The organism is Streptomyces sp. NPDC004788, assembly GCF_053601115.1.
This window is the reverse complement of the sequence record NZ_JBSGBF010000045.1, coordinates 27006-51531: the sequence shown is the minus strand read 5'-3', so window position 1 is coordinate 51531 and position 24526 is coordinate 27006. Positions and strand designations below refer to the sequence as shown.

The following is a 24526-nucleotide window of genomic DNA, read 5'->3' as shown; positions in this document are numbered from 1 at the left end:
CGCCGTGTGAGGCTGACAGCCGGAGTGTCATGCTGTCTGCTCCAGGGGGCGCGGTACGTCCACGGTGCGCCCGGCCTTCTCGGCTCGGGCCCGGCGCAGCGCGGCGGCCTCGGTCGCGGCGGCCTGGCGGCGGCGCTGGAGGCGGGCCTGCTCGATCGGGGCCGGAGCATCGTCGGCGGCGACGTCGGGCTCGGGGAACGCCCGGCGCGACAGCTCGCGCATCGCGGCGGTCTGCCGCTCCACCGCCTCCGCGATCCCCGGGTCCACCCGGGACGGCGGCGCGGCCTGGCGGTGCGCCTCGATCGCGCGCCGGTACCCGTCCGGCGGCGGTCGGCGCTCCACCGGGACGGCGGGCAGGTCGGGCGCGGCCGGGGCGGCGGCCGCCGTGATGGTGGCGGTCCTCGCGGGCGCGGGCGCCAGGACGTGCAGGGCGCGGACGTTCGCGCCGGGCACCCGCTCGTTGGCCGCCGCGATCAGCTTCGGGGCGCTCCAGCGCAGCTTCGTGCCGACGGCCGGGGCGTCGGGGACGACGTCCAGGCGGCCGGTGTCCGCGTCGAACGCCGTCGCCTGCACGCGCCCGGCGAGCTCGGGCACGGCCGCGGCGAGGATGGCGTCGAAGTCGGCGAGGACGGAGCCGCCGGCGGCCGGGGCGACCATGCCGCGCTCGGTCATCATCATGCCGATCGCCGCACCGAGCCCGAGCGGCTCACGGCCGTCACGGCGTACGACGGTGGTGGTGCGCCGCTTGGGCTTCTTCGTCTGGGTGGCGCCGTTCTTCTTCGCCGCCTCCCGGGCCGCGACCAGGGCCTGGCGGGCGAGGTCGACGCCGCTCAGCTCGCCGGTCATGCGATCACCGCCCCGGTGGCGTCGCCGTCCAGCGGGCGCGCGGCGAGGCCGGGCAGTCGCTCCGTCCACGACGCGGTCCTCCGGGCCGGGGCGGCGGGCCGCTCGTGCAGCTGCTTCAGCCGCGCCGCCAGAAGGTGCTCGGCTACCCGCTCCCGAGCGGTGTCGGCGGCGTTCGTCGCGGCGGCGACCGCGTCCGCGCCGGTCGGGTTGTGCTGGAACCAGGGGCGGCCCAGCTCGGACCGGTACGCCCGCCGGGCCTCGGCTTCGGCCTCCGCAGTGCGGCCCAGCATCGCCAGGGCGTCGTCCTGGTACTCGCCGACGGCCTGCTGCGCGACCTGGAACGCGGTGAACGCGTACGCGTCCGCAGCGGCCTGCGGATCGGCCTCCAGGGTGGCCACGTCGGTGATCTCCAGGAACTCCTGCCACGCGGCGGCGGTGCTGTCCTCGATGGCCGTGCGGGCCCCGGCGACGGCCGCCGCGACGCTGGCCGGGTCGCTCAGGTCGGCGGAACCGGCCGCCACGAGAAGGCCGGCCTCACCGATCAGGGCCTCGGTCTGACGGCGGTGGTCGCACGCCTCGCACAGCCCGGCCGACCGGCCGCGCCCGCAGTCCTCGCACGCCAGCGCCTGCCGGACCGCGTCGGCGGCGGCCGCGGCCTGCCGCTCGCGTTCCGCCTGCTCAGCGGCTGCCGCACGGGCTGCCTCGCGCCGGGCCCGCTCCGCGCGGGCCTGCTCCTGGCGCCAGGCGAGGTCTTCGGCCTCGATGGCGGCCCGCTCGCGCAGCCGCTCCTCGAGGACGCGGCGGCGCTCGACGTCGGACAGGTCGGGCAGCTCCCGGTCGATGTCCGCGCCGATCCGGGCACGCCAGGCACGGCGCAGGTGGATGACGTTGCCGCAGTTCTCGCAGTCCTCGCCGGTGTCGAGCCGGACCCCGTCGTCGCACTTGAGGTGCGAGCAGGCCCGGCGCTGGGGCAGGCCCCGGTGGATCAGCCACGGGAACGGCTTGTCGACCATCGCCTCGCCGCCGGTCTCCGCCAGCCGGTCGATCAGCCGGTCGGCCAGCAGCCGCGGCGCACCCTCCGGCGCCACACCCAGGCCCGCCAGCTGCGCCAGCTCCGCCTTCGCGGCGGCCTCCACCTGGTCCTGCTGCCACCCCGACAGCCGCTCCCACAGCCAGGAGACCGGTCCCAGCGCTACCCGCAGACGAAGAGCAGCCGGGAGGGCCACCCGCCTCTGCTGCTGCGCCTTTTCCCACCCTCCGGCCTTCGGCCGGCCACCGACACCGGCCCCGGCAGCACGCTGCCCCACCCGCTCATCGACCGGGGACTCCTTCGGCTTTTCCCCGCGCAGCGGGCCGCCCTCAGCCACCGGCGACGCCGACCCGGTAGCGGCGGTCTCGCCGTTGACGGCCTGGTCCTCGCGCACGCACACGCGCTCCGGCAGATCACCGGACCCCCCACGGCCTTCGCCGGAAAAACCACAATCAAGCTGCGGAGAAACGACGGGAGTAACCACAGAAGCGTGGTCTGCGTGGAGCTCTGCACCATCGGGACGCTCCTGATCCACAGCATCCCCGGCACCCTCAGCACCACCGATCCCAGGCGTACCAAGGGCACCAGTAGCACCGGCCGGACCATGATCTCCGCACGCACCATCAGGACGCGCCGAAAACACCGCACCGGCGCTCTCAGCCGCCTCCACAGAGGCCAGCGTGCGGCCATACGCGCGGGCGACCGGCAACAGCATGACCCGGCCCCGGCCGTTCATCCGCGTCGGCGTGGCCTTGCGCTGCCGCGCCACGACACCGGCCTCCGTCAGCCTCGCCAGGACCTTCCGGGCCCCCGACGGCGAGCAGCCCAGCAGCCGGGCCAGCGTCGCCGCCCCGCGCCCCTCGCGCTTCTTCACCGAGCCGCCGACCAGCTGCAGCCAGCCCGACGCCCGCGTGTTCAGCACCATCAGCAGCAGCCCGAGCCGGTCGGTCGCCGCGCCCTTGCCCGTCCGGCCGGCGAGCAGCCCCGGCGGCGTCGGCTCCTTGTCCTTCGGCGTCCAGCCGTGCCCGAACAGCGCCTCCAGGAGACGCAGCAGCGTCGCCAGCTCCGCCTTCGTCAGCACCAGCGGATGCCCCGCTCCCCCGCCGTGGTGAGCCCGCCACAGCGGCATGACCAGGCAGTCCAGCCCGGTCGGGTGCCCCTTCCCGTCCCTCACCACCTGCGTGTGCACCGCGTCCGAACCGCGGAGCACCGGCAGCACCTTGTGGTGGACCGTCGACTCCTTCACGCCCATCCACCGGCCGAGCTCCGCACCCCAGATCGAGGTCTGGAGGTCGTCGTCCTCGCCCTTCGGCGCCCGCGACTTCGCGTAGAGCACCACGGCCGCCAGCTTCGGCGCGTCCTTCAACCCGGCGATCGACGGGTCGGCGAGCAGCGCCTGGACCGCGTCGCGCAGCCGCAGCCGCATCGTGCGACCGAGGCGCAGCGGGTCCTCCGGGCCGTCGCCGTCCGGCTTCCCGGCGGCTGGCACCGACCGCAGCGCGTTCCGCTGCCCGGGAAGCAAGGAGCCGTCGACGGAGTTGCCGAAGTCCTCCCACAGGGGGTGGTCCAGCACGGCGGCCGACGCCGCTCCCGCGCTCACAGGGACATCCCCGAGGTCAGGCGGTCAGCCGACCGGGCGTAAACGGTGTGACAGTTGGGGGGTGTGATGTACGTCACAATTCCGCCAGGGGGGACACCGCAACCTGCGGTAATCACCCCAGACGGGGTACTGACCTGGTCGTGGTCGACCTGACAAGACGACCGAAGCTCCTGCATTATGGCGAGACCAACCTTCATATGGATCAACGCGGACGGGCCCCTTGGCGGGGGCGCGATCGCAACGGCTCATGTGGTGGGCGGGGCAGTACGAAGGCCCAGAAGCGATCTCCTTTCGTTTGGTGGCGTTTTCGAACTGGTGTTTCGAAGCCCTTGGCGGGGCCTCGGAACGAACCGCGAAGTCCCCTGGCGGGGAGCTCGCGGGTACTGCACTGCTGGACCTGGGAAGGGCCCTTGTGGTCCTGGCTAGGGACCGGTGTTGCAAATGGCCCTGATGAGGGGCCGAGTGGGAGATAAGCGGCTTGATAGGCCGCGGCTCAGGACCGGCGGGAACCGGGATCTGAGCGGACCGCTCTGGTGGGGGATTGCCGCCAGGCGGTAGACGGGCCGCGCGAGGCCGAAGGGGATGGCTAGTCCGCCTCTTCTTGGCGCGCGCGGCCGATGGCCGCTAGGTCATCCCAACCCCCCGAATGCGGAGGCTGGCGTCAGTGTGTCCAGGCGCGCACCCGATGGCGTGATCGCGATGGAGGAACGGCGTAGCGGTGCGTGTAGTTCCGCAGACGCGGGTAGTCTTCATTTCGCGATCACCTCCTTTCCAGGTGTCGCCCAACGAGGCGTTGCCCCGTTCGAGGCCCCGAGGACCATGCCCGGTCCCGGGGTTCTCGTCGTTAAGGATCACATCTGCGATCACCCTAACCCGCTGTGACGACACACAGGCGGGTCGAAAACGCAACAGGCCCGAGAAGTCCCGAATGCCGGAAGAATTGCGGCGTTTGACGGAAAACTCGTTACCGGGGTGGGTCGCCCAGTGGGTAAGTCGCTGAGTCCGCATCAGGCCAGCCCGCCCAAGTGCGCGTTGACTTCCTTCGCGGACGCGGCCAGCTCGTGCAGTTCCACGACCACGACCCCGGCCTCCACCAGCTGCTCGTAGCCGATGCAGTCGTCGACGAACAGCGACGGCTCCCGCCAGGCGATGACCACCCGCGGAATGCCCACCTCGAGGATGCGCTGCGCGCACGGGGTACGCGGCGAGTGCCGCTGTGAGCAGGGCTCCAACGTGCTGTAGAGCGTCGCCCCGGCAAGGAGCTGGGGGTCCGCCTTCCCGAGCGCGGCCTCTTCCGCGTGCTCACGCGGGTCGGACTCCCGGGAGTAGCCAGCCGCGATCTCGTTGCCGTCCTCGTCGACGATGAGCGCCCCGACCGAGTAGGCACCCGCGGCCGGCGGGCACATCGCGGCGAGGGAGATGGCACGCCTCATCCACTGCATGTCCTGCCATCGGTCGGGCGCGTACATCAGGCGCGTCCCTTCGGGGCGTAGCGGACGAGGACGACGTCGTCGATCGCGCGGACCTCGAGGACCTGCATCCGCGCGGTTGACCCGCCCGGGTAGTCGGCGGCCCCGAGGAACCTGGCGGCCTCCGGCTGGCCGACCAGCAGCGGCGCGATGGCGAGGTGCACTTCGTCTGCGAGGTCCTGGGCCATGAGCTGGGTGTGGATCGTGCCGCCACCCTCCACCATCAGCTGCTTGACGCCGCGGCGCCCGAGCTCATCGAGGACCAGGCCCCAGTCGAGGTCCGGCCCGACGCTGACGACGTCGGCGAGGTCCCCGAGTGTCGCGCGCACCTTCTCCACCGCGCTGTCGACGGTGACGACCAACTTGTCGCCACCGTGGTGCCAGAACTTCAGGTCGGCGGCGAGGTCGCCGGTGCGGGTGACTGTGACCTTGAGCGGGAACTCCGGCTTGCCGTCGGCGACGCGCTGAGCACGGCGTTCGTCGCTGTTGACCAACAGGCGCGGGTTGTCCCGGCGCATGGTGTTCGCGCCGATCAGGATCGCGTCGGATTCCGCGCGGACCTGGTCGACGCGGTCGAAGTCGGCGGCGTTGGACAGGCGCAGCCGCTCGGGGCTGGTGTCGTCCAGGTAGCCGTCGACCGACATGGCGGCCGACAGCAGCACGTACGGGCGGGCAGTCATCTGCTCAGGCATCCGTTTCTGTCTCGTGGAAGAGGGTGGAGTCGAAGGCGGCGCGGAACTCGGACACGACCGGCTCGCGCTGCCAGGGGATCAGGGCCTTGTCGAGCCGGGCGAGCTCGGTGGTGATCCGGCCGGAGCCCGTGTCCTCCGCCACCGTCAGCGCGTGCATCCCGATGGCGGCGGCCTGCTCCGGGACGCGAGCGCCGGCCAGCGCCACGGCCTGCCGCGCCAGGTAGACGCCGCGGTCGCGGTGGTAGCCGTCGGGCATCATCCGGATGGCTGCGCCGAACGCGTCCGCGGCCTGGTCGTGCTTGCCGAGGGCCTCCAGGCCCTGGGCGCGATGGATCTCCACATAGGACGCGTTCAGCCACACGCCCCACGGGGTGGGGTCGGCGGCGGCGCCATCGAGGGCGTTGCGGACGTCGTCGATCGCCCGCTCGCTCTCGTCAGCGTCACCGCGCAGCGCGTGGCCGTATGCCTCGTACGTGCGCGCAACGGCGGCAAGCCGGCTGCGCGGCCGCGCCATGTTCTGGGCAGCTTCCGCGAGGTCGACCACGTCGACCAGGTCCGCGACGTCGCCGGCCAACTGCGCCTTGCGGGCCATCACGTACGTGGTCAGGTCCTGGTCACCGACCGTCTGCGACCACTGCATCGCCCGGTCCAGCCAGTACGAGGCCGACTTCGGGTCGCCCAGGTCCTGGTAGAGCCAGGACAGGAACTCGCCGTACTGCGTCTGGAGTTCCATCAGGTCGCGCCGGTCGGCGCCCTTCGCCTCGCGCCGCAGCTCCTGGATGACCTGGATGTGGTCGCGTGTCGCGCGGACCGCGTGCCAGGGCCCCAGCAGGTTGTCGTTGTCGATCAGCAGGCGGCGGGTGCGGCGCAGGTGCTCAACCGGTGTCGAGCCGTACGCCGATGCGGCCCTAGCCTTGCGAACCAGCCCCGGAACGGCACCCGAGTCCGCAAAGGCCGGCGAACCAATCCCGGCGGCGGCCGCCGCCCCGATCCCCACCCCCGTGCGCAGCAGCGCACGCCGATTCATAGCCACCCAGACCACCGACCCATCACGTAGACGACACGGGACCGAGATCCCTTCATCGTCCGACGCTGCCTGGTCCGGCATGGCCAGGGCCAGATCAACCGATGACTTGGCCACATGGACCGGCTGATTGGCCACATGCCCAGGCTCGTCTCCGATGCGCTCCCACAGCCGGAGCAGCATGCCGTTCGCGCCCAACGCACTGTCCAGCTGCGCGGCCTGCGCGCGGGTGGCCATGCGCTCAGCACGCTCGAATCGCCCCAGGTGGGAGTGGTCGACCATCGCCCGCTTGGCCAGGGCACGCAGGCTGAGACGGCGCAGATTCCGCAGCTCACGCAGCTCGTAGCCCCAGTTGTGCAGGGGCGACACCCAAGGCGTCAGCTCCCTTGGTTTCTGTGCCATCTCGCCCCAATCCTGTGGCTGATGTGGCCAGTTAGCCCGGCCACATGTCAGATCTGGAACTTGCAGCTCCCCGGGCTTAGAACCGAAGCAACGGTTTCCGAGCCCAGCGAGGGGGTGTTGCTCAGTGAGTGCTGTCGGGCAGTTCGGTCTTCAGTTCAGGTCCGTCACCGCGGCTGTAGTTGGCCGCGCGCTGGAACAGGGCACCGCTGCTGCGGTCGGCGGCTTCTACGGTCCGGACGTGCACGAATCCACGGTCGCTGTAGTACCGCTGGAGCTCGTCGTTGGAGCGCCACGCGTCCAGGCGAAGCAGCTGCTTGCCCTGGCGGAGCGCTTCCCGTCCAGCCCAGTCGAGCATGGCCGAACCAAGGTCCTGGCCTGCTACGTCGCGACGCACGACCATGCGGTGCACGTAGAGCGCGGGGTCGTCGGCCTCGGAAGGGGTCCAGAAGTCAGAGTCGGCGTGCTCGTCGACGGTGATGGTCGCGACCGGCGCACCGTCCGCTTCGACGATCCAGCACTCGCCAGCTTCGATGTTCGCCTTGATGCGTTCCTCGCGGGGCGGGTACTGCCACTGGTCGATGCCGCGCTCGTTGAGCCACGAGGCGGCGTGTTCCCAGAGCTCGATGACCGTACGCAGGTCGGTGGCGACGGCGGGACGGATCGTCAGAGCGTCCGCGACCTGGGGCCGGCTGCGCTCGTAGGTGATGACGTGCCGGTCGCCGGGCAGGACGTTGACCACCGCGCGGACGGGCCTTCCATCCTTCGTGAAGCCCGTGCACAGGTGTACGGCGACGGGCGTACCGGGGCCGAGCTGCAGGCGGTCAGCCTCTTCGGGCGTCGGCATCCGGACGTGCAGCTCATCAAGGGCGCGGACCTGCTCGTACCCGAGTTCCGCCAGGACGACGTTTGCGCCACGGGCGATGTCGTCCGGGTTCATGATCTCGCTGTTCTGGACCAGGGACAGCGGGAAGTGGCTGTCGTTGGTGTTGTACGGGATGCCGTCGACGAACCGGACGCGCCGGCGGACAACTACCAGCTCGCCCTCGTTCATCTGGAGACGCTCGCGGACGTGTCGCGAGGGCGTCTCCACCTTCACCTCGATGTGCTGGCTGGCCTCCCGGCCTTCCTCTTGCATCTGGGTGAGGAACTGGTCCATCTCCGGCGACAGCGGGCGCTTTCGGAACTCGCCCTGCGGTCGGTACACCATCGGTCGCCGACTGCGGACGAAGTAGCCGCGGGGCCGGTCGCTGATGATGAGACCTTCGTTGACCAGGACTTTCAGTCCCTGCACGGCCGTCGAACGAGTGGTGTCCCATTCGGCCGCGATCTCTGCTTCGGTCGGCAGCCGGTCACCCGGGGCCAAGGTCCCGTCGGTGATCTGAGCGCGGAGTCTGTCCGCGATGCGCTGATAGAGGGCCCGTGCCCTGCCGCTGACTGCCATGGGAGATGTCTACATGCCCGGGAATGACTAGTCAATGTAGGCGAAGGGGCTTGACCCCGTGTCGCGCACCGTGCATGCTTCACTGCGTCGGGCATTGAGTAGTCAATCTAAGTCGACTACTTGAAGCTCGTCACCAGCACCACCGCAGTAAGTCGTCTGCTCCTCACGGGGCGGCCGGGGTCGATAGCACCACCAAATCCCCCGGGTTTCTCGACTGACCTGCGTGTACGTCGCAGCGCAGATGCGCTGTCCCTTCGTCAGGACGCCGGGTCTCCCGAGCGGCCTGACGGACGGAGAGAGCACCGCGACGCACCCCCTGCCCCTCCGTACACAAGGAGCGCCGCATGTCCGTTTCGACCATGGAACCCACCGCCCGTCTCCGGAAGAGCCGGACCCGCACCAAGAAGGTCAGCTTCCGCGAGGCGCTCACCCTCTCCACCCTCCGCCCCCACCAGTACGACCTCCGTCCCCACTGCGCCTCGCTGATCTGCCCCGACTGCAACACCTGGGTGCCCATCACCGGCATCCAGGCCAAGGTCCACAAGCTGGTCCCGCACCACGCCGGCACCGCCCACGAGGACGCGCCGATCCGCTGCTCGGGCAGCAATCGACAGGTCATCGTCAACGTGAAGTTCGAGGTGTGGGAGCGGCGGCTGCAGGAAGGCGGCGCGGAGACCAACGGGCGCCGCTCGAACCGCGTCACGCGGAAGCCGAAGACCGCGGTCGCCCCGGCCGTCATGCAGATCCTGTCGCCGCTCCTGGACGCGAAGGCCGCGCTCAAGATGTACGAGGCCCACACCAGGAACTGCGCGACCTGCGCCCCGTCCGGCCGCACCCGCTGCACCGACGGCGGCAAGCTCGCTCACCTGGTCGCGCACAAGCGCCGCACCGAGCCCGCCCGCCGCGCGGCCCTCACGGTCCGCGAAGGACTGGCCGAACAGCGCGAGCAGGGTCTGTGGCTGCTGCGCGAACTCCAGTGGGCGTCGACCGCCAGCTCGGTCCGCCGGGCCGACATCCAGCGGGCCCACGACGCACTGGTCGCGATGCTCCAGTCGCTCACGCCGAAGAAGGCCGACGGCCCGCAGCTCAACGACTGGGAGCGCGCCGACCTCATGAGCGCGATCACCCTGCTCGCCACGAAGGTGGAGCAGCTCAGCAGGTAAGGCGAGCGCACGAACGTCCACGGCCCCGGCCATCCCGCACACCGCGGGGAGGCCGGGGCCGTGGCTGCTCGTACGGCAGCCAGAACGACGACAGCCCCAGGGATTAGGGCCCCGGGGCTGTCCAGGACCTGACTGGAGGACCTGATGCAGCACAGCATGACACGCGGCGCGGCGCGGCCGACCGCCGGGATCATCGACGACATCGAGCGCGAGGACGACTCCAAGGGCTACGAGCCCGAGGACTTCGTCCGGCCCGACGTCGTCCTGTGGGTCGTGACCAACCCGTCGCAGCTTCCCGCCGGTTGGGAGGTGGCGGCGTGATCACCAGCCTTACCGACGCCGAACGCGACGAGCTGTCGCGGAAGAACGCCGAACAGAACAAGCGCTCGGAGAACAACCGGCGCTGACCGCTCGAAATCCCAGCAGTGCTGAACCCGGCTCTGCCCGTCGTCCCCGCGCCTTCCCGGGCGGGGCCGGCGGAGAGCGCCGGGAGCTCCCGCTCGCTCCGGCCATCCGGCCGCCACAACACGCAACAGCCCCGGGGCGGCTACCCCGGGGCTGTCTCTCGCTCTGGACCTTCTGGGAGGCCCTGATGAATCGCGGATCCATCGTACGCACGGCGAACTACAACTCGGTCTCCACGGCCGCCGGGCCCAAGCGGCCCCGCCCGGCCTGCGAGGGCGAGGACCCCGACCTGTTCTTCCCGGTCGGTGACGGCCCGCGCGCCCTCTTCCAGGCGGCTACGGCCAAGGCCATCTGCCGTCGCTGCCCGCTCCAGGACGCCTGCCTCCAGGGCGCCTTCGAGCGCGGCGAGGAGTTCGGCGTGTGGGGCGGCACGGACGAACGCGACCGCCGCGCCATGCGTCGCCTGGTCGCCCGCACCGCCGCCTGACCGCTTCCCGCCCGGCGGGAGCGCCGGCCAACTCGCCGCCCGCCCCGCAGCACCGCCGCACATCGGCAGCCCACACCCCGGGCTGCCCCATTGATCCGCCCCCTGCTCCTGGTGACAGTCCAGGAGCCAGACCTCGAAGGAGTCCTTCATGGCCGGGATCTTCGCCCGCATGACCAGCCCGCTGCGCCGCATCGACGCCGACCCCGACGAGCTGGTCAGCGAGGCGTACTGGCTGCTCAAGGAGGCCGAGAAGAACCACGGCGTGTGGGCGGCGATGAACGCCTACACCGGCATGGCGAGCGTGAAGATCCAGCTCGCCCAGTACCTCAAGGAGCACCGCGACTGACTGCCGCGGCCCCGGCCGGAGTCGACCTCCGCGCCGGGGCCGGCGGTTCTCCCGCTCCGCCACGACCGACCAGGCCGTGGCGGAGTCGGAGAGCCGGAACGGCTCGGCAAAGCAAAGAGGCCCCGTGCGAGGGGGCCTCTCCTTTGTTCTCGCGATCCGCTGACAAGGAGCGATTCGCATGGCCAACGCTACCAGCGGGGGTGTCCGGTGAGTACAACCGCAGCCCCGGCCCCCGACAAGACGACGGACGACACGTACGTGGCGCACAGCCCGCTCGCGGCGCTGCTGGCCACGGTCATCGCTGTCGTCGCCACCGTCCTGGCCCTGTTCGACCTGTTCGCGAACGGCCTGTGGCCCACCTGCCTGCACCTGGCCGTCGGCCTCGCCGTCTTCGGCGCGGTCCGGCTGTGCGTGGGCATGGCCCTGGAACCGTTCATCCCGACCGACGACCCGGAGAGCACCACATGACCGCCGTCGACTTCCGCAAGCCCGACGTGATCCGCCCGGACGGCGACGACGACCCGCACTCCTGGGACGTCTCCGCCCCGGCCGACCACACCGACTACCCCGACCACAACGAGGACCAGGAGCAGCTGGAGCAGGACGACACCCCGGAGGTCGGCACCGAGCCGGACGACGGCGACCCGCGCGCCATGCGGCTGCTCGCCGTCATCGCCGGAGTCGGCGGCCTGGTGCTCGCCGGGATCGGCTTCACCGGCTCGTACGACACCCTGCGCAACCTCGCGGAGAGCAAGGGCTTCGGCCTCTTCTCCTACGCGTTCCCCATCGGGATCGACGCGGGCATCCTCGTGCTCCTGGCGCTCGATCTCTACATGATGCGCAAGCGGATGCCGCTGCCGATCCTGCGCTGGGCCGCCCACGGGCTGACCGCCGCCACGGTGGCGTTCAACGCCGCCGCCCCGAAGGGGCCCTGGACGGCCGACCCGCTCGCGGCCTCCATGCACGGCGTCATCCCGGTGCTGTTCATCATCGCGGTGGAGGCCGCCCGCCACTACATCGGCCGGATGGCCGACCTGCTGGCCGGCGAAGCCCCGCTCGGGTCGGTCCCGCTGACCCGGTGGATCCTCGCCCCGCTGACCACGCCCCGCCTGGCCCGCCGGATGCGGCTCTACAACCTCCCCTACAAGGAGGTCGCCGCTCAGTTCCAGCAGCTGCGGATCTACCGCGAGGGCCTGCGCCAGAAGTACGACGACGACGAGCGGGGCTGGCGGAAGGCAGCGACGGCCAACGAGATGCTGCCGTTCAAGTTGGCGCCCTTCGGGTTCAGCGTGGAGCGTGCCCTCGCGGTGCCGCTGGAGGAGGAGACCAAGCGGATCGAGAGGGAGGCGCAAGCCGCCGTTCAGCGTGCCGAGGCCGAGATTCAGCGAGTGAAGACCGATGTTCAACTCGGAGCCGCTCGCATTCAGGCGGAGGTCGACAAGATCCGCGCCGAGGGTCAGCTGAAGATCGCGAAAGCCGAAGCGGAACGCGAGGCTCAGGCGGAGATTCAGCGCGCCGAAGCCGATGCTCAACTCCGTGAGGCCAAGCGCCAGCACGCGCTCAAGCTCGCGGAGGACCAGGCAGCGGCCGAAGCGCAGGAGCTCGCCGATGAGACCGAGAAGCGCCGCACCCTCGCCCAGATCGAACGGGAGAAGGTGCAGGCCAGTTGGGGTCTGGAGAAGCAGCAGATGGCCACGGAGGCCACCGAGGCAGAGCGCCGGATCCAGGCGGATGCCGCCGCCCGAGCCCAGCGCGACGAAGCCGCCCGCAAGGCCGGCCTCGCGGAGCAGCAGCAGCGTCTGGCGCGGGCCCTGGCCGAAGAGAAGAAGGCCCTCGAAGAGGCCGCTGAACACGAACGGAAGGAGGCTGAACACCGCGCCGCGACGGTGAACAAGGACCTGGAGGCGCAGCGCGACGCCGAGGAGATTGCCCTCTCCAAGGCTCGCGAGGAGGCCGCGGTCGAAGAGGCCGCGGAACGCCGTGCGCGGGCCGCTGAACACGAGGCGGCGGCGGTCGAAGCCGCCGCACGGGCCCGCATGAACCAGGTCGACTGGGACGTGCAGAGGGTCGTCGCGATGATCCAGACCCGGGGCGAGAGCGCGGTCACCGTCCGCGTCATCGCCGACGAGTTGGGCATCTCCACCGGCTCCGCGCAGGACCGCAAGACCCGCGCCGTCGACCTCCTCAACGGCGGCGGCACCGAGGCTCCGGAGCAGGCAGCAGCCTGAAACGGAACCTGATCGAAGGTCTTCCTGGCCCACACGGTCGCCCCTCGCAACGCCCCTCCGGCACACCGCCGGACGGGGTGGCTGCGGGGGTCGGCCGCGGCCGCCAGGCCGACCGCTTCACCCGCTCCACCCAGCACGATCCGGCCCGACCAGCGGCCCGGAAAGCACCTTTTGCACCCCCGACCCCGCCGTTTACGGAAAGTAGCGGCGAGGCGAGGCGAAGCGAGGCGAGGCGAGGGGGAACCCCCCTCCCAGCCCCCTGCTGAGCCCTCCAACCGGGGGTGACGGGGGGTCTCTGCCCTCACCTCGCGTCGCCTCGCCTCTCCTCTCCGCTACACATTGTGAGGAGATTCGCCGTGGCAGACACCGCGACCGCGCCCCCGGACACCACCGCCGGCGGCACCACCACCGAGGACACCGACACCGCCGAATACACCGTCGTCACCGAGCCTTCGGAGACCACGGACCCGGCCCCGGAGCAGAAGAAGACCAGCCGCGGACGCCCCCAGGCGCTGCCGCTCATCGTCCACGGCACGAACGCAACCGGAATCGCCACGGGCATCGCCTACGGCGTCGCCGGAGTGCCCGGACTCATCGCCGCGGGCGCGGCCGGAGTGGCTGTCGCCGCTGCCGCGCTGGCCGGTCGCAAGAAGCGCTCGAAGGTCTCCGCCGCCCGCAAGGCCGCCGCCGCGAACCGTTCCGGAGGCGGCTCCGGCCGGGCTGGCGGGGGCGCGGGCAAGGGCGGTCTGCTCGGACGCGGCGGAGGTCGCGGCCGGTCGGGCGGCGGCGGCGCCGGGGGCGGCCGGATGAACAACCGCAGCGGCCGGTTGAACGGCACCGGCGGCAAGATGAACGGCACCGGGAAGGGCGCTGAACGGCGTCCCGGCGGCGGCCGTCACGCCGCAGGCGGCGGCACCGGTGGGTCCGGGTCGGGGAAGAACGGGCGCGGCCTGGGCGGTCTGCTCGGCAAGGGCGGCGGCCGCGGCAAGGGCGGCCTGGGCGGCGGAGCCACCAGCCCCGGCGCCAACACCCCCAAGGGCACCGGCGGTGGCAAGAACGGCCCCGGTGGGAGCAGCGGCGGCGGGAAGGCCGGCGCCGGTCAGCAGTCCCGCACCGGCAAGGCGTGGCAGACCCTCAAGGGCTGGGGCAACAAGATGCGCCGCAAGGGCGGCGGCTCGGGCACCGGCAGCTCCGGGAGCGCCGGTTCCTCCGGCGGCTCCAGCGGCTCCGGCTCCGGGTCGGGCTCCAGCGGCAAGGGCACCACCCCGGCGAAGTCCCGCCTCGGACGCGCGATGCAGAAGATGCGCGGCTGGGCGGGCAAGCTGCGCCGCTCCAAGAAGGGCAAGGGCGGCACGTCCGGCGGCTCCAGCGGTTCCGGCACGAAGGCCGGTTCGACATCGGGCCGCCTCTACCGGATGCGCCGCACCGCCGCCCGCAAGCTCGGGCACTGGGCACGCTGCGCCGGAGCCGGGTTCCTCGCCGGACTCGCCGGGCTCCTCACGCTGCCGCTGGGAATCCTGTGGGGCACCTGGCGCCTGCTCACCAAGCACCGCGACCCGCTCGCCGGGTTCGCCTTCCCCGTCCGGATCGCCGGACGGATCTGGCGGTTCTTCTTCCGCCGCTCCAAGGCCCGCCACGACAAGGAAGCCAAGGCGGACCAGCTCAACCTCACCGTCAACGATCCCCGGAAGGACACCGACCCCATGACCGGACCCTCTCTCGCCGCCGGCACCACCGTGCTGGACGGCAACAACTCCAAGTTCGCCCTCGCCATGCGGGCGACGCACTCCGCGTACACCGGCTACAGCCCGACCAGCATGATGGAGGTCGCTGCCGAGTACGCGGGCCTGCCCAACGGCATCCGGGCCGCGGCGATGGCCGTACAGCAGATGGCCGTCAACTCCGACCAGAAGTACCCGTGCAGCAAGCGGGCCATCGCCAAGCTGACCGAGGCGTACCAGCGGATGGTCAACGCTGCCTCCCGTGCGGAGAACATGGTCGCCCTGTTCCGCTTCGCCCACGCCTTCGACATCGAGCGGATCGTCGCTCCGAGGACGAACGAGTGGATGTGGAACGTCACCCCGAACGGGTCGTCCGCGTCCGAGGCCGCGATGTTCCAGCCGGGCCGGATCGAGTCCGGGTGCGTCCTGATGGCCGTGCTCTACCGGACCTTCGACCCGGTCCACATGCTCCAGGTCGGCTCCGAGTACCAGGGCATCGGCTACGGGCTGAACGCCCTGGCCGACGCGATCGAGGCGCTGCACCAGCGCACCCGCGACCTGTACCCGGTCGACGACCGCGTCACCGACGAGCTCGGCACCCTGGTCCAGATGATCCGGGCGGCGGCCGACGACGCCGACATGGCCGCGAAGCTGTTCCTCGAGGACCACCGCCTGGAGATCAGCCACAACACCAACCCCCGCAAGGGCCCGGCCGCCGAGTCCATGTGGAACACCCCCCGCTGACCCTTCGACCCCCAGCACGACCCGCACCACCAGGAGCCGGTGGCCGACCCCGAAACCCGGGGCCGGCCACCGGCTCCCTTGCTGCCTATCCACCTTGTTGCTGCCCCCGCCCCGCCTTCCTGACCAGGACGGAGAACCTCCCCATGTCGATGCGTCACTGGGACTGGTCGCTGCCCAGCGGCCACACCACCTTCCTCGGATACGCCAGCGAGACCGCCGCTTCGATGGTGATGCTCGCCCCGATCACCGGACTGCCCTGGCAGGCCGCCGCCGTCACCCTCGGGGGCGCGGCCGCCGCCGGTGCCGTCCACGACCTGCGCGAGGGCACCACGGCCGGCACCCTCACCACCCGTGCCCTGTCCTGGGTCACCGCGGCCGGGTGGGCGTCCTGGGCGCTGGCGACCGCGCCCCTGACCTCCACCGGCTGGGCGACCGGCCTGGGCCTGGCCGCCGTCGGCATCGCCGCGAACGCGTCCGCGACCCGCTCGGAGTCCACCCGCTCTGAGCGCAAGCGGCTGCTCAAGCTGCGCCGCGAGTCGGTCGGCATCCTGCGCGACTGGGAAGACCGCATGAAGCGCGTCGCCCGGGTGGAGAACTGCGTCGGCAAGGACGTGCAGCACTGGCCCGGGAAGGTCGGCTACACCGTCGAGATCGACCTGCCCTCCGGCGGGACCACGGCCGACGACCTGAACGGCTACGGCCCGAAGTTCGCCGCCGACCTGCGCCTCGCCGACGGCTGCGGCGTCGAGATCTTCCCCGGCGCCAACCGCGGCACGATCCTGATCGAGGTCACCCTCAAGGACGTCATCAGCGAGGACATCCCCTACCCGGAGGACTTCTCCGAGCTGACGCTGACCGAGCGGTTCCCCTTCGGTCTGCACCGCAACGGCCAGGAGGCCATGGGCAGTCTCTGCAACGACTGCGGCATCCTCATCGGCGAGACGGACGCGGGCAAGACGAACACGCTGCGCGTCGTCACCGGCCAGCTCGCCCGGATGCCCGACGCGCTGATCTGGGCCATCGACATCACCGGTGGTGGCGTCGCCCTCCCGTGGATCACCCCGTGGGCCACCGAGGGCCTCGCGTCCGCGCCGGTCGTCGACTGGATCGCGCACACCGAGGACGAAGCCCGGCTCATGCTCAAGATGGCCGGGGAGATCATCGCGGCCCGCAAGGCCGGATACCAGCAGCTGATGCGGGAGAAGAAGACCGACAACAAGCTGCCGATCTCCCACGAGATCCCGGGCATCGTCATCATCACCGACGAGACCGCCTCCCTCCCCTTCGACGTCAAGGAGATGCTCGACAAGGTCGCCGAAGAGGGCCGCGCGATGCGCGTGCGCAACCTCGTCTGCGGCCTGCGCGCCACGCAGGACGTCGTCACCGCCACCATGAAGATCCAGGCGAAGTGGCGCGTCGGCATGACCGTTTCCGACGCCGAAGAGCTCGCGTACCTCTTCCCCGGCTACATCAAGATCGACCCGAAGGACGCGCCCGTCGCGGGCGCCGGGTGGACGATGCACACCCGCCTCGGGCCCAAGAAGCCCACGGCGATGAAGGTGTGGCGCCTGGTCGACGAGCTCACCGACAAGATCTGCGCCGCGACCGCCGCCCGGCGGCCCAAGCTGGATGAGCTGTCCGCGTCGGTGGAGAGCGGCGCGTTCTACCCGCAGCGGTGGGCGCGCACGCTGCCGGACCTCTACAAGGGCCAGCAGCTCACCGAGTCCGCGCAGCACGCGATCGACAATGCCGGGGAGATCATCGACGCCTCCACCCTGCTCGCCTCCGCCCCGGCCCCGGCCGGATCGGCCGGCACCACCCCGGCGGCCCCGGCCGCCTCGGTGCCGCAGGGGTTCGAGGGCTTCGGCGGCGCGGCGGAGCTGTTCGCCGCCGTCAACGCCAGCCTCGACCCGACTGCCGGACCGATCGCGGTTCCCGCCGGACCGGCTCCGGCTGCCGCTCCGGCAGCGGCCCCGCTCCCCCGCCCGACCCGCCCGGTCGACCCGCGCGAGAAGGGCTGGGAGCTCCTGGTCGCCGCCGGCGAAACCGGCTACACGCCCAAGCTCCTGCACGAGGCGCTCCAGCAGCTCCTGGGCGACGCCACCCCGGCGCCGCGCACGGTCGGCGGCTGGCTCAGCAAGTGGGCGGAGGAAGGCAGGGCCATCAAGGACGACTCCGGGCAGTACGCCCGGTACATCGCCCGCGAGGCCGCCGCCCAGCAGCCCAGCACCGCCCCCGCCGAGCCGGCCGGGACGACGCTGCCCGAGGGCCTGGACGGCGCCCTGGTCCTCGAGGCCGTCGAACTGGTCGTGTCCACCCAGTTCGGGTCGACGTCGATGCTCCAGCGCAAGCTGCGCATCGGCTTCGCCCTGGCGGAGAGGCTGATGGACTACCTCCACCAGCTGGGCATCGTCGGCCCCTCCGACGGCTCCAAGGCCCGCGAAATCCAGGTCTCGACTGACGACCTGGAGGTGGTAAAGATGAGGCTGGCCGACGAACTCGGCTTCACCGCGCGCGACTTGGGCGCGATGGGTCTCGCGGCCGCCGCCGCTTCGCACACCAAGGAGTGACCATGGAGACAGCGGATGAGGAGATCGAGCGCCTGGAGGCCGAACGGCACTCCTACAGCGAGACCTTCAAGAACACATCCGAGGCCGACACCGTCACCCGCGCACACCTCCAGTCGGAGATGGACCGGCGCACCGCCCGGATCCAGGAGCTCCAGCAGCACCAGCCGCTGGGGTTCTTCGCCCGCTGGGGCCTGCGCGCCGCCGCCATCGCGGCCGTCTGGGGCGCCTTCGAGTTCGGCCCGTGGTGGGTGAAGGCCGGCTTCGGTCTCCTCGCGGCGTTCCTCGCCTTCTACAGCCTCGGCTGACCTCCCCGCCCCACCTCACGGCCCGACCCGGGCCACCCAGGACCCGCCCAGCCATCCCGGCCGGGCGGGTCCTTCGCGTTCCCCACCACCCTCTCCCCCGTCAAGGAGCACCTCGTGGAACCCCGCGACCTCACCCTCACCGACTACCAGCACACCCCGCCGCACCCCGGCCCTCCCGCCGCCGGCCTCCCGGTCGACGGACTGGAGCAGATCTGGGCACTGTTCCCCGAGGCCCGCCCCGGCGCCCGTCCCGGAGACCTTCCGGCCGCGCCCGCCCACGCCGCTGTCGGACTCCCCACCGACGAGGCGTACATGGCACGCGTCTACGACCTGGTCCGCCGGGAGGAAGCCCTCCAGTACCTCCGCGCGCAGTACCAGCAGGCGGCCCTCGCCCCGGTCCCCACCTACCCGCAGGTCATGGCTCCGGCGCCGACGCACCTGCTTCCGCCCGCCGCTCCGGCCGCGCCGCAGCGAGCGGTTCCCGCGTTCGTGTGGAAGTACAGCGCCATCGCCCTGTCGACCGGCGGCGGCATCGCGCTCGCCGGGGTCGGCGTCGGTGCTGCCGCTCCGACCCTCGCGCAGCTGCCCGCCATCCTCACCGCGACCGGCCAGGCCGTGATGAGCGTGGCCGGCCTGTTCGTGCTGATCTTCCTCGCGCTCGCCGTACGCGGAGCCTCGCGCGGCAACGGCGGGGGCGGCACCACGGTCAACATCCGCAAGGCGGTCTTCCGGCGCAACAAGTTCCACGGATGAGCCGGGCTGCCTGCCTCGCCCCCGCCCCGCCCGCTCCTGGGCGCCGGGGACGGGACAGGCCGCCCGGCCCGCACCACCACCGTCTCGACAAGGAGCAGCATCACCTTGGCACCCAACGACCCGACCCCGGCCGCCGACAACGACCGCACGAAGTCGACGTCGACGAAGAAGGAGTCCCGCCTCTCCGAAGCCCGCACCTGGTGGAACGAGGCATGGGACGAGGGCGGCACCCTCCACGAGCTGTGGGAGGACGTCCGGCGCGCACCCGACGCCGGATGGCACGGCATGGCCAACTGGATCAAGGCCGTCGCCGCCATCGCCGTGTTCTCGTTCGTCGTCCTGCTCTTCAACGGCGCCGTCGACGTCCTGCTGGACGCCGCGCACCGCATCCTCACCGCCGTGCCGAACGTCCAGGTCGGCGACAACACCTCCACCGGCGTGTGGGCCACGATCGACAACCCGATCCGCTCATACATCGCCGCCCACTCCGCCAGCCTGCCGATCAGCGCCTCCACCGTCTACACCCTGTGGCAGGTCACTGGCCTGTTCTCCCTGATCGCCGGGTTCATCACCCGCAGCAACGGGATCCGGCTGACGTGGCTGGCATGGGGGTGCGCGGGCATCGCGATGGTCTGGACGACGACCCCGGACACCTCGCGCACCGTCGCCACCGCCATCGCCGTCCTCGCCTGGACGTTCGCGTCGGCCTTCGCCCTGCGCGGGCTGAACCTGCGGCCGCGGGTCTTCTCCACCGTGCACACCGCCCCGCAGATCACGGTCCAACCGCAGATCCACATCCCGGCCCAGCCCGACGGCCCCGCCCCGGACAACGTCCGCCAGCTGGGCCGCTGATCCGGTCGCTCCGCCTGGCCACCGGCCGCCGCCGCCCGTACCCCGGGCGGCCGGCTGCCGGTGACCGGACAGGCCGACCGGCCTGAGCTCCACCCGCGCCCGCCACCCCGCCACCAGGGGCGGCGGGCGCTTGAACGTCCACGCCACCGACGACATGGAGGGTTCATCGTGCTCATCCCCCGGCCCCGCCGCAGGATCGGCCGCCCCCGCCCCACCATCCCCGGCCCCCGCTACCCCGCGCCCCAGCGCCGACTCCCCGGTACCTGGAGCAGGTGATGGCCGACCAGGACCAGGACCTGGTCGACGTCGACCCGAACGATCCCGGCGATGGCTCCTTACCGGTCTTCCGGTGGAAGCAGGCCGGGCGCGAGAACCTCGCGACGCGCCGCCAGTTGCGGGAGATGGGCCTGCGCCCCGGCGGCCAGGAGCCCGTCGCACGGATCGAATGCCGTGGCGGCAAGCGCTTCGCGTGGCTGTACCGGATCGACCTGGCGAAGCCGAAGTTCGCGATGACGCTCGCGAAGGAAGCCGCGCTCGACAAGGCGATGGCTGCTCGCCAGACGTGTCCCGGCCCCTGCGGCCGGCGCTATTTCCACTGCCTCCCGCTGAAAACCCTGGGGTCCTGCCTGGAGTGCTACGACGGCACGCCCGCCGACCCCGCCTCCTACATCGCTCCCCCGGCCAAGCACCTGCTGGCCGCCTGATCCGAGAGGACACCAGCCCATGAGCACCGCCACCCTCGCCGCCTTCACCGAGCCGGACCGCCCCAAGAACCTGCTGATCAGGTTCATCACCGTCGGCGGCTCGTACGTGGACGTCACCGGCCCCGGCGAGCACTCCGACAAGAACCGCTGGCACTGCCACGGCTGCGGCGACTCCTCCGACCGGCCCGAGGAGGACTTCCTGTTCTGCATCCGGCCGGACGCCAACAGCCACGCCGCCGCCTGCCGCGCCATCCCGCTGAAGTGAGCGCCCGCCACCTGCGCGGCGCCCTGCTGCTGGCCGCCGCCGTCCCGCTCGCCGCGGCGACGGCCGCCGCCGCGCTCAGGGCCAGCCACCTCAAGCTCTACGCCGACCGGCACCGCATCGAGATCACCGCCCGGCCCCGGCCGGGCTGCCCGCGCTGCCACGGCGAGGGCGGCTGGTGGATCGGCGGCGCCTTCCCGGAGATGGAGGCGTGCGGCTGCTGGTCCGACCGACGCGAGCTGCGCATCCGGCTCCTGCCCGTCCCGGCCTGGAACGAGCCTCCGTTCTGAGCACCACCGCCCCCGGCCGGAGACCGGCCGGGGGCGAAGGCACCACGGGGCGTCCGCAGCATCGGCAAGAGGCCGGCCGCCCCGCACCCCACCCCGAATCCGAGATGAGGAGCACACCCAGCATGACCGATCGCCTCCGCGCCATCGAGGGCCTCGCCCTGGTCGCCGCCCTGACCGCCGTCTTCGACGGAGTCCACGCACTGGGGGACCAGTTCGTGCAGAACTCGCACGACGCGATGACCAAGGGAATGCACGGCTCCCACCTGGTCTACAAGAACGACGGCAGCCCGGTGGAAGAGAACCCGTGGCGGCACGGCAAGGAAGGCCGCACCTGCACCGCCAGCGCGTACGGCCGCCGCTCGGTGAGCCGACATGTGGCCAGCTACAGCGCCGTACAGCTCGCCTCCACCCTCGCCGTCACCCGCACCCTCGGCTACCGCGTCCCCGCCAGCGCCCTGCTCACCGGCGCCGCGATCAACGCGATCACCCACGGGATCCTGGACAGGCGCGAACCGCTGCTCTGGCTCGCGGAGAAGGCCGGCAAGTCCGGCTACATCAAGCACGCCACCGTCGTCCGCAAGGCCGGCGGCGAGGGCACCGAGTACCCCAAGGCCGTCCAGGACGTCTCCGGTCCCGGGACCGCGCTGATGGAGTTGGACCAGGCGGCGCACCGCGCGATCGGCGTGGCCGCCGCCCTGGTCACCACCTGGATCACCCTGCGCAAGGGCGACCGCCGGTGACCCCCGCCACCCGTACCCGGCTGGAGCGCGTCCGCGCTTCGGCCGGGATCGTGAAGCTCGCCGTCCAGCAGATCGAGGACGAACTGGGCGGTCCGATCGATGCCGAGTTCCTCGCCGAGACGCTGCGCGAGCTGTTCGACGAGGCCGACCCCAAGGGCGGCGTCCTCGGCTCGCTCAACCAGCTGCTGACGATGGCCGCGAGGGCCGCCGCGCTCACCGAGCTGAACGGCGAGGACTCCGAGTCCGCCGCCTGCGCGATCGAAGAGGCCGCGGCCTACATCGGCGACTCCGCCGGGATGCGCCTGCACCTGGCCACCTCCACCCTCCACCCGCAAGGAGAACGCTCGTGAAGACCACCTTCGAAGGCACCATGCAGCCGCTCGACACGACCATCCCCGACCCGGCGCTGATCGTCCTCATCGGCGCGGCGGGGAGCGGCAAGAGCACCTGGGCGAGCACCTGGCCCTCCACGCAGGTCCTGGAGCTCGACCAGTTCAGGGCGATGGTTTCGGATGAGGCCGGGGACCAGGAGGCCACCTTGTCCGCAGTCAACGTGATGCACACCGTGCTGGAGGCCCGCCTCGCCCGTAAGCGCACGACGGTGATCGACGCGACGAATACCGAGGAACGGGTGAGGGCTGGCCTTGTGCAGATGGCCCGGAACTACGGCGTGCCCACCGTCGCGTTCCTGGTCTCCACCCCGGCCTCGGTCTGTGTGGAGCGCCAGGCCGACCGGAGCCCGGACCGCGCCGTGCCCGAGGGCGTCGTACGCCGCCAGCACGCCGAAGCCGTCGCCGCCTTCCCCCAGCTGCGCGGCGAGGGCTTCGACCACGTCGTGTTCGCCGACAACATCCACCGCCTTCAGCCGCTTCTGCAGCGCGCCAGCGACACCCGCCGCCGCGAGCTCGGCTGGGACGGCGGCGACGGCCTGGGCGGCCTGCTCCTGGTCCGCCGCACGTTCGGCGCGGAGGTGGTGCCGCTGTGGCGGTGGCGGGACAACTCGCCGCTCGCCGGCGGCGACCGCGTCGGCGAGATCCGCCTCGGGCCCGACCGCCTGGTCCTCGCCCTGCGCACCGACGTCGACGGCGAGGGCGACGTGGGCTTCGACCTGCTGGTCGGCTGCCCGTACGACGACGACTGCGACGCCCCGGCGTGGCAGCCGGTCTTCTCGGTCACCGACCTGTGGAAGGCGCACACCAGCGACACCGGGCTGCACCCGGACGCAGTCTGCTCCGTCCACGGCGGCCCCGACGACGTCGACCAGGAGGCCGACGACCACGACCAGGACGACGACCCCGAGGGCCGCGCGGACCTGGAAGAGCAGTTCGCGGCCGCGGTCCGCGAGTGAGCCGCGCCGCCGACGGTCCGCACCCGCACCCGCTCACCCCGGCCGAACTTCCGGCCGGGGATGAGTGGGCCCACGGCTGCCCTGACTGTCACCTCCCGATCCAGGGCGGAAGCGCCGGCCTCGCCGCGCACCGCCGCACCGTCCACACCAGCGCGGGCGACCCGCGCCGCCAGATCAACATCCAGTTATGAGCGGCCCGGCCGCTCCCACCCCTTCACGGAGGCCCGCATGGCCCGCAAGCCCGTCACCTGGTACATCGCCACCCCCGCCGACGGCATCATCGAGATGTCCCGCGAGGTCGGCACCCCGGTGAACCTCTCCGCCAACGTCGGCAAGGTCATCGACCACCCCAACCCCTGCCGCAACAAGTGGTACGACGAGAGCCGCTTCTCCTACTTCCGCATGGTCAAGCGCGTCGGCGAGGCGCTGGAGGACACCGGCATCTGGCCCGTCACCTGGCCCGTCCGGCTGTGGATCGTGGAGCCGTTGGGCGAGACCGGCAACTGGAGCCAGCGCTACTACCCCTACCGGCTGCTCTCCCACCAGATCCGCGTCCTCGAGGAGACCGACGCCCACCCCGCGCTCGGGCCCTGCGGCCGCGACGTCCTGAACGTCATCCAGCAGGAGATCCCCGAGCGGGCCGTGCGCTGGGCGTCGGACTGGGACGCCGATCCCGAGGGCATGCGCGACCGGAAGTGGGACTGGGAGCAGTGCGGCGGCCCCACCTGCGGCAGCGGCCGGTGGGCGGACTCCGTCGCCATGTCGACCTCGCACGCGCGCCGCGAGTCGGCCGCCCAGACCTGGATCGAGCACCTCGCACGGAACGCCGTCGACCAGGCCCTCGCCGTCACCGACGCCAGCATGATGGCGCGCTGCTACGCCTACAGCCGCGCCACCGGCTGCGCGGTCGCCGCCCAGCACCAGGCCCGCTTCGAGCCGTACGTCCTGGACGCTCTGCGCGGCGTCGGCCTCGACTCCCCCGCCCCGGCCGTGGCCGCCTGACCTGCACCAACAGAAAAAGGCATCCTCAAAAGATGCCAAGCCCTAGAAATGCATCCTTCGAGGATGCATTATGGATGTGCGGGGGTCACCCGGCCCCCGCCT

At 71.7% G+C, this 24526-nt stretch carries 25 protein-coding genes; 19 read left to right on the top strand and 6 right to left on the bottom strand.

What is annotated here, in order from left to right; genetic code table 11:
- Nucleotides 1-27 precede the first annotated feature (27 nt).
- The 6 genes from ACWEJX_RS20815 to ACWEJX_RS20790 all read right to left on the bottom strand — a co-directional run bounded on the left by ACWEJX_RS20815 (nt 28) and on the right by ACWEJX_RS20790 (nt 8504).
- Nucleotides 28-846, bottom strand: a complete 819-nt coding sequence (locus ACWEJX_RS20815; protein WP_451608887.1) for a DUF721 domain-containing protein — start codon at nt 844-846, stop codon at nt 28-30.
- The gene (locus tag ACWEJX_RS20810) at nt 843-3476 is read right to left on the bottom strand and encodes a hypothetical protein (protein ID WP_451608886.1); all 2634 of its coding nucleotides are present in this window, start codon (nt 3474-3476) and stop codon (nt 843-845) included. The genes ACWEJX_RS20815 and ACWEJX_RS20810 overlap by 4 nt, the downstream gene beginning before the upstream one ends.
- 1007 nt (nt 3477-4483) lie before the next feature.
- Nucleotides 4484-4945, bottom strand: coding sequence for a deaminase (locus tag ACWEJX_RS20805; protein ID WP_386807564.1), 462 nt, complete (start codon nt 4943-4945; stop codon nt 4484-4486).
- On the bottom strand, nt 4945-5637 hold the full coding sequence (locus ACWEJX_RS20800) for a RibD family protein (protein WP_386807565.1): 693 nt from the start codon (nt 5635-5637) through the stop codon (nt 4945-4947). The genes ACWEJX_RS20805 and ACWEJX_RS20800 overlap by 1 nt, the downstream gene beginning before the upstream one ends.
- Nucleotides 5630-7063: a helix-turn-helix domain-containing protein gene (locus ACWEJX_RS20795; protein ID WP_386807566.1), complete on the bottom strand. Its 1434-nt coding sequence runs from the start codon at nt 7061-7063 to the stop codon at nt 5630-5632. The genes ACWEJX_RS20800 and ACWEJX_RS20795 overlap by 8 nt, the downstream gene beginning before the upstream one ends.
- A 121-nt stretch (nt 7064-7184) precedes the next feature.
- Nucleotides 7185-8504, bottom strand: a complete 1320-nt coding sequence (locus ACWEJX_RS20790) for a GNAT family N-acetyltransferase (RefSeq protein WP_386807567.1) — start codon at nt 8502-8504, stop codon at nt 7185-7187.
- Between the two features lie 344 nt (nt 8505-8848).
- Here ACWEJX_RS20790 and ACWEJX_RS20785 point away from each other — a divergent pair, with 344 nt between their 5' ends.
- The 19 genes from ACWEJX_RS20785 (at nt 8849) to ACWEJX_RS20695 (ending at nt 24424) form a co-directional block, all read left to right on the top strand.
- Nucleotides 8849-9667 (top strand): hypothetical protein, encoded by an 819-nt coding sequence (locus tag ACWEJX_RS20785; RefSeq protein ID WP_386807568.1) that lies wholly within the window; start codon nt 8849-8851, stop codon nt 9665-9667.
- Nucleotides 9668-9811: 144 nt separating this feature from the next.
- Nucleotides 9812-9988 carry a hypothetical protein gene (locus tag ACWEJX_RS20780; protein WP_386807569.1) on the top strand — a complete coding sequence of 59 codons (177 nt, stop codon included), beginning with the start codon at nt 9812-9814 and terminating at the stop codon, nt 9986-9988.
- A 271-nt stretch (nt 9989-10259) separates the two neighbouring features.
- Nucleotides 10260-10559, top strand: coding sequence for a WhiB family transcriptional regulator (locus ACWEJX_RS20775; RefSeq protein WP_386807571.1), 300 nt, complete (start codon nt 10260-10262; stop codon nt 10557-10559).
- Nucleotides 10560-10707: 148 nt separating this feature from the next.
- A complete protein-coding gene (locus ACWEJX_RS20770) occupies nt 10708-10905 on the top strand; it encodes a hypothetical protein (RefSeq protein WP_239225703.1) in 198 nt (65 codons plus the stop codon).
- 207 nt (nt 10906-11112) lie between these two features.
- A complete protein-coding gene (locus ACWEJX_RS20765) occupies nt 11113-11373 on the top strand; it encodes a hypothetical protein (protein ID WP_239225702.1) in 261 nt (86 codons plus the stop codon).
- Nucleotides 11370-13133 carry a DUF2637 domain-containing protein gene (locus tag ACWEJX_RS20760; RefSeq protein WP_386807573.1) on the top strand — a complete coding sequence of 588 codons (1764 nt, stop codon included), beginning with the start codon at nt 11370-11372 and terminating at the stop codon, nt 13131-13133. Before ACWEJX_RS20765 ends, ACWEJX_RS20760 begins: the two co-directional genes overlap by 4 nt.
- A gap of 356 nt (nt 13134-13489) precedes the next feature.
- Nucleotides 13490-15598 (top strand): hypothetical protein, encoded by a 2109-nt coding sequence (locus ACWEJX_RS20755; RefSeq protein ID WP_386807575.1) that lies wholly within the window; start codon nt 13490-13492, stop codon nt 15596-15598.
- Nucleotides 15599-15741: 143 nt separating this feature from the next.
- Nucleotides 15742-18168, top strand: a complete 2427-nt coding sequence (locus tag ACWEJX_RS20750) for a DNA translocase FtsK (RefSeq protein ID WP_386807577.1) — start codon at nt 15742-15744, stop codon at nt 18166-18168.
- A 2-nt stretch (nt 18169-18170) separates the two neighbouring features.
- Entirely contained in the window at nt 18171-18473 is a 303-nt protein-coding gene (locus tag ACWEJX_RS20745) for a hypothetical protein (protein ID WP_386807579.1), read from the top strand.
- Between the two features lie 114 nt (nt 18474-18587).
- Complete coding sequence (locus ACWEJX_RS20740; RefSeq protein WP_386807580.1) at nt 18588-19226, top strand: hypothetical protein; 639 nt, start codon at nt 18588-18590, stop codon at nt 19224-19226.
- Between the two features lie 105 nt (nt 19227-19331).
- On the top strand, nt 19332-20078 hold the full coding sequence (locus tag ACWEJX_RS20735) for a hypothetical protein (protein ID WP_451608885.1): 747 nt from the start codon (nt 19332-19334) through the stop codon (nt 20076-20078).
- Nucleotides 20079-20353: 275 nt separating this feature from the next.
- The gene (locus ACWEJX_RS20730; RefSeq protein ID WP_111339996.1) at nt 20354-20782 is read left to right on the top strand and encodes an RRQRL motif-containing zinc-binding protein; all 429 of its coding nucleotides are present in this window, start codon (nt 20354-20356) and stop codon (nt 20780-20782) included.
- A 19-nt stretch (nt 20783-20801) separates the two neighbouring features.
- Entirely contained in the window at nt 20802-21047 is a 246-nt protein-coding gene (locus ACWEJX_RS20725) for a hypothetical protein (protein ID WP_111339995.1), read from the top strand.
- Nucleotides 21044-21334, top strand: a complete 291-nt coding sequence (locus ACWEJX_RS20720; RefSeq protein WP_386807583.1) for a hypothetical protein — start codon at nt 21044-21046, stop codon at nt 21332-21334. The genes ACWEJX_RS20725 and ACWEJX_RS20720 overlap by 4 nt, the downstream gene beginning before the upstream one ends.
- Nucleotides 21335-21456: 122 nt before the next feature.
- Entirely contained in the window at nt 21457-22074 is a 618-nt protein-coding gene (locus ACWEJX_RS20715; RefSeq protein WP_111339988.1) for a hypothetical protein, read from the top strand.
- Entirely contained in the window at nt 22071-22424 is a 354-nt protein-coding gene (locus ACWEJX_RS20710; RefSeq protein WP_111339987.1) for a hypothetical protein, read from the top strand. The genes ACWEJX_RS20715 and ACWEJX_RS20710 overlap by 4 nt, the downstream gene beginning before the upstream one ends.
- Complete coding sequence (locus tag ACWEJX_RS20705; RefSeq protein WP_451608884.1) at nt 22421-23422, top strand: AAA family ATPase; 1002 nt, start codon at nt 22421-22423, stop codon at nt 23420-23422. Before ACWEJX_RS20710 ends, ACWEJX_RS20705 begins: the two co-directional genes overlap by 4 nt.
- Nucleotides 23419-23613: a hypothetical protein gene (locus ACWEJX_RS20700; protein ID WP_030423206.1), complete on the top strand. Its 195-nt coding sequence runs from the start codon at nt 23419-23421 to the stop codon at nt 23611-23613. The genes ACWEJX_RS20705 and ACWEJX_RS20700 overlap by 4 nt, the downstream gene beginning before the upstream one ends.
- 37 nt (nt 23614-23650) lie before the next feature.
- Nucleotides 23651-24424: a hypothetical protein gene (locus ACWEJX_RS20695; protein WP_451608883.1), complete on the top strand. Its 774-nt coding sequence runs from the start codon at nt 23651-23653 to the stop codon at nt 24422-24424.
- Nucleotides 24425-24526: the final 102 nt, after the last annotated feature.

What these genes read in the sequence shown, in the direction of transcription:
- ACWEJX_RS20800 (WP_386807565.1), bottom strand. Translation starts at nt 5,637, where the DNA reads ATGCCTGAGCAGATGACTGCCCGCCCGTACGTGCTGCTGTCGGCCGCC.
- ACWEJX_RS20730 (WP_111339996.1), top strand. Translation starts at nt 20,354, where the DNA reads ATGGCCGACCAGGACCAGGACCTGGTCGACGTCGACCCGAACGATCCC.
- ACWEJX_RS20770 (WP_239225703.1), top strand. Translation starts at nt 10,708, where the DNA reads ATGGCCGGGATCTTCGCCCGCATGACCAGCCCGCTGCGCCGCATCGAC.
- ACWEJX_RS20695 (WP_451608883.1), top strand. Translation starts at nt 23,651, where the DNA reads ATGGCCCGCAAGCCCGTCACCTGGTACATCGCCACCCCCGCCGACGGC.
- ACWEJX_RS20750 (WP_386807577.1), top strand. Translation starts at nt 15,742, where the DNA reads ATGTCGATGCGTCACTGGGACTGGTCGCTGCCCAGCGGCCACACCACC.
- ACWEJX_RS20780 (WP_386807569.1), top strand. Translation starts at nt 9,812, where the DNA reads ATGCAGCACAGCATGACACGCGGCGCGGCGCGGCCGACCGCCGGGATC.
- ACWEJX_RS20805 (WP_386807564.1), bottom strand. Translation starts at nt 4,945, where the DNA reads ATGTACGCGCCCGACCGATGGCAGGACATGCAGTGGATGAGGCGTGCC.
- ACWEJX_RS20760 (WP_386807573.1), top strand. Translation starts at nt 11,370, where the DNA reads ATGACCGCCGTCGACTTCCGCAAGCCCGACGTGATCCGCCCGGACGGC.
- ACWEJX_RS20725 (WP_111339995.1), top strand. Translation starts at nt 20,802, where the DNA reads ATGAGCACCGCCACCCTCGCCGCCTTCACCGAGCCGGACCGCCCCAAG.
- ACWEJX_RS20775 (WP_386807571.1), top strand. Translation starts at nt 10,260, where the DNA reads ATGAATCGCGGATCCATCGTACGCACGGCGAACTACAACTCGGTCTCC.
- ACWEJX_RS20745 (WP_386807579.1), top strand. Translation starts at nt 18,171, where the DNA reads ATGGAGACAGCGGATGAGGAGATCGAGCGCCTGGAGGCCGAACGGCAC.
- ACWEJX_RS20715 (WP_111339988.1), top strand. Translation starts at nt 21,457, where the DNA reads ATGACCGATCGCCTCCGCGCCATCGAGGGCCTCGCCCTGGTCGCCGCC.
- ACWEJX_RS20785 (WP_386807568.1), top strand. Translation starts at nt 8,849, where the DNA reads ATGTCCGTTTCGACCATGGAACCCACCGCCCGTCTCCGGAAGAGCCGG.
- ACWEJX_RS20795 (WP_386807566.1), bottom strand. Translation starts at nt 7,063, where the DNA reads ATGGCACAGAAACCAAGGGAGCTGACGCCTTGGGTGTCGCCCCTGCAC.
- ACWEJX_RS20790 (WP_386807567.1), bottom strand. Translation starts at nt 8,504, where the DNA reads ATGGCAGTCAGCGGCAGGGCACGGGCCCTCTATCAGCGCATCGCGGAC.
- ACWEJX_RS20815 (WP_451608887.1), bottom strand. Translation starts at nt 846, where the DNA reads ATGACCGGCGAGCTGAGCGGCGTCGACCTCGCCCGCCAGGCCCTGGTC.